Source organism: Bacillus sp. RCC_6_1 (genome assembly GCF_041360755.1).
Classification (GTDB): domain Bacteria; phylum Bacillota; class Bacilli; order Bacillales; family Bacillaceae_G; genus Bacillus_A; species Bacillus_A cereus.
Genome location: NZ_JBFUPV010000004.1, coordinates 287,747 through 300,101, shown reverse-complemented (window position 1 = coordinate 300,101; position 12,355 = coordinate 287,747). Strand labels below are relative to the sequence as shown.

Sequence of the window (12,355 nt, the reverse complement as noted above, 5' to 3'; positions counted from 1 at the left end):
TGGATTATTATGGATAGTTACAAGCTGACATATGCGTAGTTTAAATTTTATATTGTATATTTTTAACTTTAACGCTATAATTATAGTGTTAAAGATGGAATCGTGATATGACCTGTTATGAATCTATCGTTTTATTTATGAATAAATGGATTGGTATTTTAGCAAGATGTGCTAATAAACTACTCCACCATGATGATAGCGTGCCAAAAATGTGGTGCGTATATTTTCGTGGTGGAGTTTTTTTATTCTCAAAAAGGGGGAAAGACCATGAATGACAACATGGTTCATATTACAATTGACGGAAAAAAGTATACAGCGGAGCCCGGTTCAACGATATTGGGTGTTATTAATGAGAACGGGATTGAACATCCGCAAATTTGTTACGTGCCAGAAGTAGATCCTATTCAAACATGTGACACTTGTATTGTAGAAGTTGACGGAAAGTTAATGCGTTCTTGTTCGACGATAGCAACGGAAGGTATGAACATTGAACGTGCTTCTGTTCGCGCAAAAGAAGCACAAACAGAGGCGATGGATCGGTTACTAGAAAATCATTTATTATACTGTACAGTATGTGACAACAACAATGGGAACTGTAAACTGCATAATACAGCAGAATTAATGGAAATCGAACATCAAAAATATCCGTATGAACCGAAAGTAGATGTAAGTGAAGTTGATATGACGCATCCGTTTTATCGCTATGATCCTAATCAATGTATTGCATGCGGTCAATGTGTTGAGGTGTGTCAAAACTTACAAGTAAATGAAACGTTATCGATAGACTGGGAAGCGGAACGCCCACGAGTTATTTGGGATGAAGGAGTAAATATTAATGATTCTTCATGCGTTAGCTGTGGTCAATGTGTAACGATTTGTCCTTGTAACGCTTTAATGGAGAAAACGATGCTCGGTGAAGCTGGATTTATGACGGGATTAAAACCAGATATTCTTGAACCGATGGTAGATTTAATTAAAGAAGTTGAGCCTGGGTATAGCGGTATTTTTGCGGTATCAGAAGTGGAAGCGGCCATGCGTGATACTCGTACGAAGAAAACGAAAACAGTATGTACATTTTGTGGTGTAGGTTGTTCGTTTGAAGTGTGGACGAAGGGGCGTAAAATCCTTAAAGTACAGCCATCTTCAGATGCACCAGTTAACGCAATTTCCACTTGTGTAAAAGGGAAATTTGGTTGGGATTTCGTAAATTCTAAAGAACGAATAACAAAACCTTTAATTCGTAAAAATGGAACGTTTGTTGAATCTACATGGGAAGAAGCACTGAATGTAGTTGCAAATAAATTAGGCGCTATTAAAGAAGAGTACGGTAAAGGTTCTATTGGATTTATTTCTTCCTCTAAAATTACAAATGAAGACAATTATGTAATTCAAAAATTAGCTCGACAAGTATTTGGAACGAATAATATTGATAACTGCTCACGTTATTGCCAATCACCAGCAACGGATGGTTTGTTCCGTACAATTGGTATGGGCGGTGATGCCGGAACGATTAAAGATATTGCGCAATCTGGTCTTGTTATTATTGTGGGATGTAATCCGACAGAAGGTCATCCTGTTCTAGCTACACGTATTAAACGTGCACATAAATTACACGGACAAAAGTTAATTGTAGCTGATCTTCGTAAAACCGAAATGGCAGAGCGATCAGATGTCTTTATTAGTCCAAAACAAGGAACAGATCAAGTATGGTTAATGGCTGTTACGAAATATATGATCGATCAAGGTTGGCATGATCAGGAATTTATTAATGAGAATGTAAACTTCTTTGAAGATTTCAAAGAGAGCCTAGAAGAATATACACTTGAATATGCAGAAGAAGTAACAGGTATTTCAAAAGAAACACTTATTCAAATGGCTGAAATGATTCGTGATGCAGATGGTACATGTATCCTTTGGGGTATGGGGGTAACGCAAAATACAGGTGGTTCTGATACTTCCGCTGCAATTTCAAACTTACTTCTTGCAACAGGGAACTATCGTCGTCCAGGAGCAGGTGCATACCCACTTCGAGGTCACAATAACGTACAAGGTGCTTGTGATATGGGTACTTTACCAGGATGGCTTCCAGGATATCAGCACGTTACTAACGAAATGGAACGTGCGAAATTTGAAACTGCTTACGGAGTGAAAATTGATAGTGAACCAGGTCTTAATAATATTGAAATGCTTCACGCAATTGACGAAGGAAAAATGAAAGCAATGTATCTTGTCGGAGAAGATATGGCTCTTGTAGATTCTAATGCAAATCATGTACATGAAGTGTTGTCGAGCCTTGATTTCTTCGTTGTGCAAGATGTTTTCCTTTCTAAAACTGCTCAATATGCAGATGTTGTATTACCAGCAGCGCCATCTCTTGAGAAAGAAGGTACTTTCACAAATACAGAGCGCCGTGTCCAAAGATTATATCAAGTGCTTCCTACGCTAGGAGATGCGAAACCAGACTGGTGGATCGTCCAGGAGGTTGCGAATAAACTAGGGGCAAACTGGAATTATAGCCACCCAAGTGAAATCTTTGCTGAAATGGCAAGTTTATCACCATTATTCTCGCAAGCGAACTATGAAGTGCTTGAAGGATGGAACAGTTTCCATTGGGGAAGTTTTGATGGAACAAATACACCGCTTCTGTTCCAAGATGGATTTAACTTCCCAGATAAAAAAGCTCGTTTTGCGATTGCTGACTGGGTACGTCCAGCTGAATTTCCAGCTGAGTTCGACCTTCACATTAACAACGGTCGTATGCTTGAGCATTTCCATGAAGGGAATATGACAAATAAATCAACAGGTATTCAAACGAAAGTACCTGGTGTTTTCGTTGAAATCTCTCCAGACCTTGCAAAAGAACGTGGCGTAAAAACAGGTTCGTTAGTTCGTCTTGTCTCTCCTTTTGGAGCATTAAAATTACGTGCACTCGTTACAAATCGTGTAAAAGCGAATGAGTTATATTTACCGATGAACTCTACAGATAACGAAACGGCAATTAATTTCTTAACAGGTCCTGCTGTGGATGTACGTACGAATACACCTGCGTATAAACAAACGAAAGTGCGTATGGAAGTGTTAGAAGTTGATGGCGAAAATCCGATGCCAAAAGCGAACCCACGCAATAAAAAACGTCACCCTCAAGCTGGAATTGAGGTACATCGTAAGTGGGCACGTCCAGGGTATGTGCATTTAACGGATAAGTAGGAGGAGAAAACTATGGCTGCACCTATAAAAATGATTCAAAAACAAGAATTAACTGAGGAAGAAATAAAACAGCAAAAGTTAGATGATTTAAAAGAGCTTCTAACTAATAATGAGGAAGCTCTAAATCAGATGTTTAATATAGTAGGAGAATTAAATGACATTGGAATGCTAGAAGCTGCAAATTCAATGCTAAAAGCGAAAGAACCAATTGCGAAAATTGTTCTAGGTCAAGTAACTCGTGAGCCTGTTACAAATTTAATTAATAATATGATGGGTGCTGCAGGTGCGTTAACTGAACTTGACCCAGAACTTACGAAAAAGCTTATAGGTAGTTTATTAGTCGGACTAGAAGAAGGTAATGAACATCTAGAAAGTAATAAAAAAGTAGGGGTATTCGATCTTATGAAAGTATTGAAAGACCCAGATATTAACCGTGCTATCGGGTTTGGGCTTCATTTCTTAAAAGGTATGGGGAAAGGGTTAAAAGACGAATAAACTTCATGAAGTGAACCTTTCTGCCCAAATATTTGTACGAAATAGTTTGGGCGGAAGGCTCATTTTGGTAAAATATATAATAAAGTAAAATGAGGCTTTTGGGAGGTATAATTGTATGTCAAAAAAAGTACATGAATTTAATGATATGATACGAAAACTTCGAAAGGAACTTTTCGGAAAAGGACCAGAACGAATTCATACTGTTTTTGCGGAAAATATGGCTATAGCGACTCTTTATGGAAACTTAACACCTACTGAAAAATTTATTTCAAGTACGATGGACGGTGCGGAAATGGTTCATATGGCTAGAACGAAAATGATTCAAGAAGTGTATGCTGTGAATTCACGTGAACATTTGGAGGAACTTGTTGGAGCGAAATTAGTGAATTTGTTTTCAGATATGAAAGTAGAAGAAGATATTGCAGTTTCTGTATTTGTTTTTGATAAAAATATAACGTGAGAGAAGGATACTGATCGTGAAACCGATACAGGTAGAAAGAGAAATCTTTCGTTATGAACAAGGAGCATTTAAACATATAGAGGACAGCATTGTAACAGAGTTTCCTGTCACCATTAAAATGAACGGACAGGAGTTTGTTACAATGGTTAGTACTCCAGAATATATAGAAGATATGGTAATAGGCTTCTTAGCGTCTGAAGGAATCATTCGGAAGTATGAAGATATTGATAGTGTATGGGTGCAGGAGAAAGAAGGATTTGTGCATGTAACAACGACAAAAGTAAATCCGTATTATGAACAAATGCAAAATAAACGCTATATTACGTCTTGTTGTGGTATGAGTAGGCAAGGGTTTGTTTTTGCAAATGATGCACTAAGTGCAAAAAAAATGAAGGGTGTCCATGTACAGGTTGCTGCAGAGGATTGTTTTCGGTTAATGAAAGAAATGCAGCAATCTGCGGATACGTTTCATCATACTGGTGGGGTTCATAATGCAGCTTTATGTGATGTGAATGGTATTATTTTAAGTCGAATGGATATTGGTAGGCATAATGCATTAGACAAAATTTACGGTTATTGTTTAAGAAACGATATTTCTATAAAAGATAAAATCATTGTTTTTAGTGGTCGTATTTCTTCGGAAATATTATTGAAAGTTGCAAAAATCGGTTGTGAAATTATACTATCAAAATCAGCTCCAACTGAGTTAGCTTTGCAACTAGCGGAAGATTTAGGTATTACGACAATAGGATTTATTCGTAATCACTCCTTAAATGTATATACCCATCCAGAACGTGTTTTAAATATAAAATAAAAGTGAGGCAATGAAGATGAAATCAGTTACATTAGACAAGTTGCAACGTCCGTTAAAGGATTTACGTATTTCAGTTACTGATCGCTGTAATTTTCGCTGTCGATATTGTATGCCAGAAGAAATATTTGGTCCTGATTACTCGTTTTTGTCTAATGATAAAATTTTATCTTTTGATGAAATTGAAAGGATAACACGTATTTTCGTTTCTTTAGGTGTGAGAAAATTACGGATTACGGGCGGAGAACCGTTACTTCGAAGAGGGCTTCCAAAGCTTATTGAGCGCCTTAATAAAATTGATGGTGTAGAAGATATCGGTTTAACAACCAATGGATCGTTACTTAAAAAGTTTGCTCCTGATTTATATAAGGCGGGACTATCACGTGTAACAGTTAGCTTAGATTCCTTAGAAGAAGAGCGGTTTTTCTATTTAAATGGTAATAGGAGCAAAGTGCAAAGGGTTCTGGAAGGAATACAGGCTGCAGCTGAAGTTGGAATGAAAATTAAAATAAACATGGTCGTTCAAAAGGGAAAAAACGAACAGGACATTTTGCAGATGGCGCAATATTTTAAGGAAAATAAGCATATTCTTCGTTTTATTGAGTATATGGATGTTGGAAATTATAATGGTTGGGATTTAAAAGAGGTCGTCTCTAAACAAGAAATAGTAGATACGATTCATCAAGTTATGCCGTTAGAACGGATAGAAGCAAATTATTCTGGTGAAGTGGCTACTAGGTATCGTTATATAGGAAGCGATGAGGAAATAGGTATTATTTCATCAGTAACAGATTCTTTTTGCTCATCATGTACGAGAGCTCGTATTTCTGCAGAAGGAAAATTATATACTTGCTTATTTGCTTCTAAAGGAAATGATTTAAGGGAATTGCTTCGTTCTGAACATACAGATGAGGACATTACAGATGTAGTACGCGATATATGGAATAATAGGGAAGATCGTTATTCAGATGAACGCTTAAATCATACAAATAAGAAAACAATACCTAAAATTGAAATGTCACATATCGGTGGTTAATATATAAAGCTAGCTTCATAGTGAAAAATGGAAAATTTACAAGAGTTGTGGGTTTTCTATTTTATAGTAAAAGTGATGATTGATATCTCTGTAAAAGATGTGCAGAGAAATTAAGCAGCATTCAAAAACCTTTATTTTGAGGAGGTTTTTTGAAGCTGCTTTTTTATTTGGAGAAAATGGAGGAATGGGTAATGGCATTTCATAAGCCGGAACAAATTGCTGAGCTTGTCATTGAGGCCGGTGTTCAAAAAGTAAGACAGACATTGCCAGCGATGCTTATTCTCGGTTTTTTAGGAGGAGCGTTTATTGCGATAGGTTTTTTACTTAACATTCGAGTTTTAGGGAATTTACCTGAGCGCTGGGGAAGTCTAGTGAATGTTTTAGGAGGAGCAGTATTTCCTGTTGGACTCATGCTCGTAGTATTAGCAGGAGGAGAATTAATTACGGGAAATATGATGTCACTGTCTATGGCGCTTTATGCAAAGAAAATTACATTGATAAGCGTACTGAATAACTGGGTTTGGATTACTCTCATGAATTTTATTGGGGCAATTTTCGTTGCGTATTGCTTTGGGCATCTTGGCGGATTAACAGAGGGAGAGTATTTAAATAAAACGGTAGCGATAGCGGAAGGGAAGTTACATGAATCATTTGGGAGAACTTTAATTTTAGCAATTGGTTGTAATTGGCTCGTTTGTCTTGCTCTTTGGCTCGCTTACGGGACGAGTGATTTTGTCGGAAAAATCATCGGAATTTGGATTCCAATTATGGCATTTGTAGTGATTGGATTTCAGCAAGTAGTAGCAAATATGTTTGTCATTTCCGCTGTTATTTTTGCTGGTCATCTAACGTGGATGGATCTGGCTAAAAATTTTGTTCCTGTTTTTATCGGAAATGTAATTGGAGGAGCTGGGTTTGTTGGTTTTGCTTACTTTGCTTGTTATCAGAAACAACATTCTAATATGAAATAGAGTTCTTGAGAGGAAGGGTATGTAATGGCTGATCGGTATTCACGACAACAGTTGTTCAAACCAATTGGGAGTAAAGGACAAGAAAAAATTCGAAATAAACATGTGTTAATTGTAGGGGCAGGCGCATTAGGAAGTGCAAGTGCCGAAAGTTTCGTACGTGCAGGTGTTGGCAAGTTGACGATTATTGATCGTGACTACGTTGAATGGAGTAATTTACAAAGGCAACAATTGTACTCTGAACAAAATGCGAGAGAGAAAATGCCGAAAGCAATTGCTGCAAAAAATCGGTTAGAACAAATTAATTCGGAAGTACAAATACATGCTTTCGTAATGGATGCAACTTCAGAAAATATGGAAGGTCTATTAAAAAATGTAGATGTAATCATTGATGCAACAGATAATTTTGATATTCGATTTGTAATAAATGATTTATCACAAAAACATAATATTCCGTGGGTATATGGTTCTTGCGTTGGATCGTATGGTATGAGTTATACAATTATTCCACAAGAGACACCGTGTTTACATTGTATGCTTAAAAATATTCCTGTTACAGGTGTGACATGTGATACCGCTGGAATTATTAGCCCTACTGTTCAAATCGTCGCAGCATATCAAGTGGCAGAAGCACTCAAAATTTTAGTGGAAGATTTCTCAGCAATTAGAAAAACATTTTTCATGTTTGATATATGGAGTAATCAAAATCATTTTATAAAATTAGGGAAAATAAAAACAGACGCTTGTCTCTCATGCGGTTCAAATCGAACTTATCCTTATTTATCATACGAAAACCAAACGAAAGCAGCTGTTTTATGCGGAAGAAATACAGTTCAAATTAGAACAGTAGACAATAAGAAATACAATTTTGATGATATAGAAAAAGTATTAAAAAAATTGGGGAAAGTAGATCGGAATCCGTATTTACTATCTTGCCGATTCGATGATTACCGCATCGTTGTTTTTCAGGATGATCGTGTTTTTATTCATGGTACAAATGATATTTCGAAAGCGAAACAACTATATTATCGCGTATTCGGTTAATAGAGAGGGTGTCAATAATGGAAAGAAGAGTGCCAATTACGGTTGAAGAAGCTGTTCGTAAAGTGATGGGATTTGCTGATAAAGGCTTAAAGGAGCTATTACCAATTGAATTAGCTTATGGACGTATATTAGCAGAGGATTTAGTAGCTGACCATGATGTGCCGTCATTTAATCGTTCGCCGTATGACGGATTTGCTATTCGAGCAGAAGATACTAATTTAGCAAGTTATGAAACGCCAATTGTATTTGAAGTAATGGGTGAAATTGGCGCAGGATCGCTATTCCATGAGAAAGTAGGTCCGTTTCAAGCAGTTCGAATTATGACGGGAGCACAAATTCCGAATGGGTGTGATGCGGTTGTTATGTTAGAGCTGACTCGTCAATATGAGAAGAATGGCAACAATTATATGGAAGTGAAGCGATCATTCAAAACGGGCGACAATATTTCTTTTCAAGGTGAAGATGCTCGTAAAGGAACAGTTCTTGCAAAGAAGGGATCGTACATTAATCCAGGTATTTCAGCTCTTCTTGCTACATTCGGTTATAGTGAAGTACCAGTTGCGAGAAAGCCTGTAATTGGACTGTTAGCGACTGGGAGTGAATTACTGGATGTCAATGATTCATTACAGCCAGGGAAAATCCGAAACAGTAATACGTACATGATATTGTCTCAAATTCGAAGAGCGGGCGGAAGAGTAAAATATTTTGGGAAGTTTAGTGATGATTTTAATACGTGTTTTACAGCTGTGAAAGAAGCGCTTGGCCAAGTAGATATGTTAATTACAACGGGCGGTGTATCAGTAGGAGATTATGATTATTTACCAGCTATTTACGAAAAGTTAGGTGCATCTGTTCTTTTTAATAAAGTTGCAATGCGACCAGGAAGTGTTACGACTGTAGCACAATTAAATGGCAAGTTATTATTTGGTTTATCAGGAAATCCATCAGCTTGTTACGTAGGGTTTGAATTATTCGTAAGACCGTGTATTCGGACGTATATGTTTAGTGAAAAAGTACATTTAAAAAGAGAAAAAGCGTTATTAGGAGAAGATTTTCTAAAACCGAATCCATTTACAAGATTTGTACGAGCAAAATTGCAATATGATGAGGGGAAATTAATCGTTTATCCATCAGGGTTTGATAAATCTAGCTCAGTTTCTTCATTGGCAGAATCCAACGCGTTTATCGTATTGCCGGGCGGGACAAGAGGATATAAAAAAGATATGTTTGTCGATGTTCTTTTATTAGAAGATAACGAAGGTAGTGAATGGCCTTGGACATTTCATAAAGTGAGAGGTGGTTTTAATGGAACAAGTGCTATTTGAGATTGTAGATAATCCGATTTTAGTTGAAGAAGTAACGAATAAAGTCGCAAGAAGAGAAGCAGGTGCGATTACAACATTTATTGGTACGGTGAGAGAATTAACAAAAGGAAAACGAACGCTACATTTAGAGTATGAAGCATATAAACCGATGGCAGTAAAACAACTTATGAGAATTGGAGAAGAAATTTGTGAAAGATGGCCGGATACAAAAGTAGCAATTACGCACCGTGTAGGGCGGCTAGAAATAATGGATATTGCGGTAGTCATTGCAGTTTCATCACCGCATCGTAAAGTAGCTTATGAAGCGAATGAGTACGCGATTGAACGTATAAAACGAATTGTTCCAATTTGGAAAAAAGAATTTTGGGAAGATGGAACGATGTGGATTGGAGATCAACTTGAAAATACACCATATCCAGAAGGAAAACCAAAGAAGGAAGAATGAGAAAATGATTATAATTTTATTGTTTGCAAATTTGCGTGAGGAAGTTGGATCGGATCGATTAGTGATTTCAGAAAAGCAAGAAATGACAGTGCAACAATTAAAAGAATGGCTTAAAGCCAGCTATTGTTTACAATCGTTGGATAAAGTGATGGTCGCTGTTAACGAAGAGTTTGTAATGAATGAAGAGATGATAAAAGCTGGAGATATAGTCGCATTAATCCCGCCTGTTAGCGGTGGATGATAAGCTTTTTCACCAGATGAAGCGCCAAGAAAATGTTGTATATAAATTAGAATAAGAGAAGGGATGAGTTCTATGCTTACTCAAGAACAAATAATGAATGCATTAAAACATGTAGAGGATCCAGAGTTACACAAAAGTGTTGTAGAATTAAATATGGTTAGAAATATACAAATGAACGGAACAGAGGTTAAACTTGAAGTAGTACTAACAATCCAAGGTTGTCCGTTAAAAGCAAAAATTCAACAAGATATTGAAGAATCACTTCACGCAATTGGTGCCTCTAAAGTGGAGGTAACATTTGGTTCTATGACACAAGAAGAACGTACAGCTTTAACAGAGAAATTAAAGAAAAATACTAGAACAGAAACTGGTATGCCGAGCATGCTTCGCCCGGATTCAGGAGTACGTTTTATTACTGTAACGAGCGGAAAAGGCGGAGTTGGAAAATCAACGGTGACAATTAATCTTGCAACTGCACTAGCGCGTATGGGCAAAAAGGTGGGGATATTAGATGCAGATATATATGGTTTTAGTATTCCAGCTATGATGGAAACGAATAAGAAACCAACGATGATTGATCAAACGGCAATTCCAGTCATTAGTCACGGTGTTAAAATCATGTCGATGGGATTTTTTACAGAAGGAAATAACCCAGTTATGTGGCGCGGACCGATGCTAAATAAATGGATTCAAAATTTTCTTGCGAATACGCACTGGGGAGAATTAGATTATTTATTACTTGATTTACCACCAGGTACAGGAGATGTTGCGATCGATGTTGCAGCGATGATTCCGCAAGCGAAAGAAATAATTGTTACAACTCCGCACAATGTAGCTTCATTCGTTGCTTCAAGAGTCGGTGTAATGGCAAAACATACGAAGCATGAGATTTTAGGTATTGTGGAAAATATGGCTTATTATGAAGAACAAGATGGATCGAAAAATTATCTCTTCGGAAAAGGCGGCGGCGAAATGCTTGCAGAACAATTGCAAACAGAAGTAATTGCTCAAATACCTTTTGCGAAACGTGAAGAAAATAATGGTTCATCTGTATATGATGAAGATTCTCTTGTTGGAGAAGTGTTTACATCGTTAGCTGAGGATATTATTTATAGAGGATAGAGGGGGAAGTTTAGTATGGCATGTAACATTGATCATTCTATTGAAGATGTGATGAATAAGCTTGAAAGTCAAAAGAGTTTTTTATCAGAAGAGATTTTTAAAGGGTTAAAAAATTTTTTACAAGGTAATCACTCACAAGAAATATTAAATGATGTATTTCATCTTTTAAAAAAGTATGACTTAGTAAGTGAAGAAGAAAGAGAGACGAGAAATAATCAATTATTGTTGATTATAAAATAAGTATACTTTGGCTTTTGTTTTGTAACGGGAGGGGTAAATGGAATGGATATGAAAAAGATGATTGAAATGATAGAAGCAACAAAAGTGACTAAAGAAGAATTATCAATTTCTACTTTACATCAAGAGCTTGTGAAGTTATATAGTCAAAAAAATGTTGCTCATTATACCGAGTTATTAAAGTATATTTTATCATTATCCGTGCAGCTCAACCTACATCTTGTATTGAAATATTTTGGCGTGCGACCGGTTGTTGCGACAGATGAGCGTATGCAATTTCAAGAGATATTTAAATGCTTAGCTAAGAAAGATGAGAATGGGGAATGGTTTCTAAATTTTGTTTCTTTATATGTAGGGCTAATTGTAGTTCTTCGTTTTGATGAGAAAGTGATTGAGAGCAATTTTTTTGATGATATGGTAGTGGATGAATGTAATGAAATATAGGATTCTGCTCATAACATTTTTCTATATTAAATGCTTTAACTGCGATTTTAGTTGGTTATGTAAATATGAAGGTAACTAATTAAGAAAAAGGAATGAAACTAGTTGGATAAAAAGAGTTCTTCAGTTGTTTCCGTCGTTTTTTCGTGTTACCATTAAGCGAATTTTTCATAAGGAGAGAAAGCGATGAAATGGATTTATTTTCTTATTATTAACATTATAGCTTTTAGCCTTATGGGGCTTGATAAACGAAAAGCGAAGAAGAAACAGTGGAGAACGCCAGAAAGTACGTTGTTTTTATCAGCGGCAGCTGGGGGAGCAGTTGGAGCTTGGATTGGCATGTATATGTTTCATCATAAAACTCATAAAAAGAAATTTGTTTTCGGCATACCGTTACTTGTTGTAATAACGGTATGTTTATTATTCGTTGTATGAGAAATGTCGAAAGAAATGCAGATTGATTATTGGTAAATTGAGCATGTGAGACCGTATAATGGAGAAAAAATGAGAAGAGGAGAAAAAG

At 36.4% G+C, this 12,355-nt stretch carries 14 protein-coding genes; all 14 read left to right on the top strand.

Annotated elements, in window-relative coordinates; genetic code table 11:
- Positions 1–267: 267 nt before the first annotated feature.
- The 14 genes from fdhF (at position 268) to AB6801_RS15735 (ending at position 12,267) form a co-directional block, all read left to right on the top strand.
- The gene (fdhF, locus tag AB6801_RS15800) at positions 268–3,207 is read left to right on the top strand and encodes a formate dehydrogenase subunit alpha (RefSeq protein WP_087875636.1); all 2,940 of its coding nucleotides are present in this window, start codon (positions 268–270) and stop codon (positions 3,205–3,207) included.
- Between the two features lie 12 nt (positions 3,208–3,219).
- A complete protein-coding gene (locus tag AB6801_RS15795) occupies positions 3,220–3,702 on the top strand; it encodes a helical membrane plugin domain-containing protein (protein WP_000729897.1) in 483 nt (160 codons plus the stop codon).
- A 115-nt stretch (positions 3,703–3,817) separates the two neighbouring features.
- A complete protein-coding gene (locus AB6801_RS15790; protein WP_000039583.1) occupies positions 3,818–4,162 on the top strand; it encodes a Na-translocating system protein MpsC family protein in 345 nt (114 codons plus the stop codon).
- A gap of 16 nt (positions 4,163–4,178) precedes the next feature.
- Positions 4,179–4,976 carry a formate dehydrogenase accessory sulfurtransferase FdhD gene (gene fdhD, locus AB6801_RS15785; RefSeq protein ID WP_000802689.1) on the top strand — a complete coding sequence of 266 codons (798 nt, stop codon included), beginning with the start codon at positions 4,179–4,181 and terminating at the stop codon, positions 4,974–4,976.
- Positions 4,977–4,992: 16 nt separating this feature from the next.
- Positions 4,993–6,009, top strand: a complete 1,017-nt coding sequence (gene moaA / locus AB6801_RS15780; RefSeq protein WP_000844124.1) for a GTP 3',8-cyclase MoaA — start codon at positions 4,993–4,995, stop codon at positions 6,007–6,009.
- A gap of 191 nt (positions 6,010–6,200) precedes the next feature.
- Entirely contained in the window at positions 6,201–6,980 is a 780-nt protein-coding gene (locus AB6801_RS15775; RefSeq protein ID WP_000863998.1) for a formate channel, read from the top strand.
- Positions 6,981–7,004: 24 nt separating this feature from the next.
- Complete coding sequence (locus tag AB6801_RS15770; protein WP_084064048.1) at positions 7,005–8,021, top strand: molybdopterin-synthase adenylyltransferase MoeB; 1,017 nt, start codon at positions 7,005–7,007, stop codon at positions 8,019–8,021.
- Between the two features lie 17 nt (positions 8,022–8,038).
- The gene (locus AB6801_RS15765; RefSeq protein ID WP_087967729.1) at positions 8,039–9,346 is read left to right on the top strand and encodes a molybdopterin molybdotransferase MoeA; all 1,308 of its coding nucleotides are present in this window, start codon (positions 8,039–8,041) and stop codon (positions 9,344–9,346) included.
- The gene (gene moaE / locus AB6801_RS15760) at positions 9,327–9,791 is read left to right on the top strand and encodes a molybdopterin synthase catalytic subunit MoaE (protein WP_000438664.1); all 465 of its coding nucleotides are present in this window, start codon (positions 9,327–9,329) and stop codon (positions 9,789–9,791) included. Before AB6801_RS15765 ends, moaE begins: the two co-directional genes overlap by 20 nt.
- A gap of 4 nt (positions 9,792–9,795) precedes the next feature.
- Positions 9,796–10,032, top strand: a complete 237-nt coding sequence (gene moaD, locus AB6801_RS15755) for a molybdopterin converting factor subunit 1 (RefSeq protein ID WP_000583943.1) — start codon at positions 9,796–9,798, stop codon at positions 10,030–10,032.
- A gap of 72 nt (positions 10,033–10,104) precedes the next feature.
- A complete protein-coding gene (locus tag AB6801_RS15750; protein ID WP_000957509.1) occupies positions 10,105–11,154 on the top strand; it encodes a P-loop NTPase in 1,050 nt (349 codons plus the stop codon).
- Between the two features lie 15 nt (positions 11,155–11,169).
- The gene (locus AB6801_RS15745) at positions 11,170–11,394 is read left to right on the top strand and encodes a hypothetical protein (RefSeq protein ID WP_000752383.1); all 225 of its coding nucleotides are present in this window, start codon (positions 11,170–11,172) and stop codon (positions 11,392–11,394) included.
- A gap of 42 nt (positions 11,395–11,436) precedes the next feature.
- The gene (locus tag AB6801_RS15740; protein ID WP_000367289.1) at positions 11,437–11,835 is read left to right on the top strand and encodes a hypothetical protein; all 399 of its coding nucleotides are present in this window, start codon (positions 11,437–11,439) and stop codon (positions 11,833–11,835) included.
- A gap of 183 nt (positions 11,836–12,018) precedes the next feature.
- Positions 12,019–12,267 (top strand): DUF1294 domain-containing protein, encoded by a 249-nt coding sequence (locus AB6801_RS15735; RefSeq protein ID WP_000871346.1) that lies wholly within the window; start codon positions 12,019–12,021, stop codon positions 12,265–12,267.
- Positions 12,268–12,355: the final 88 nt, after the last annotated feature.

Bases quoted from the DNA above. Each gene is read 5' to 3' on its own strand.
- fdhF (WP_087875636.1), top strand. From the start codon at position 268: ATGAATGACAACATGGTTCATATTACAATTGACGGAAAAAAGTATACA.
- AB6801_RS15795 (WP_000729897.1), top strand. From the start codon at position 3,220: ATGGCTGCACCTATAAAAATGATTCAAAAACAAGAATTAACTGAGGAA.
- AB6801_RS15790 (WP_000039583.1), top strand. From the start codon at position 3,818: ATGTCAAAAAAAGTACATGAATTTAATGATATGATACGAAAACTTCGA.
- moaA (WP_000844124.1), top strand. From the start codon at position 4,993: ATGAAATCAGTTACATTAGACAAGTTGCAACGTCCGTTAAAGGATTTA.
- AB6801_RS15775 (WP_000863998.1), top strand. From the start codon at position 6,201: ATGGCATTTCATAAGCCGGAACAAATTGCTGAGCTTGTCATTGAGGCC.
- AB6801_RS15770 (WP_084064048.1), top strand. From the start codon at position 7,005: ATGGCTGATCGGTATTCACGACAACAGTTGTTCAAACCAATTGGGAGT.
- AB6801_RS15765 (WP_087967729.1), top strand. From the start codon at position 8,039: ATGGAAAGAAGAGTGCCAATTACGGTTGAAGAAGCTGTTCGTAAAGTG.
- moaE (WP_000438664.1), top strand. From the start codon at position 9,327: ATGGAACAAGTGCTATTTGAGATTGTAGATAATCCGATTTTAGTTGAA.
- moaD (WP_000583943.1), top strand. From the start codon at position 9,796: ATGATTATAATTTTATTGTTTGCAAATTTGCGTGAGGAAGTTGGATCG.
- AB6801_RS15750 (WP_000957509.1), top strand. From the start codon at position 10,105: ATGCTTACTCAAGAACAAATAATGAATGCATTAAAACATGTAGAGGAT.
- AB6801_RS15745 (WP_000752383.1), top strand. From the start codon at position 11,170: ATGGCATGTAACATTGATCATTCTATTGAAGATGTGATGAATAAGCTT.
- AB6801_RS15740 (WP_000367289.1), top strand. From the start codon at position 11,437: ATGGATATGAAAAAGATGATTGAAATGATAGAAGCAACAAAAGTGACT.
- AB6801_RS15735 (WP_000871346.1), top strand. From the start codon at position 12,019: ATGAAATGGATTTATTTTCTTATTATTAACATTATAGCTTTTAGCCTT.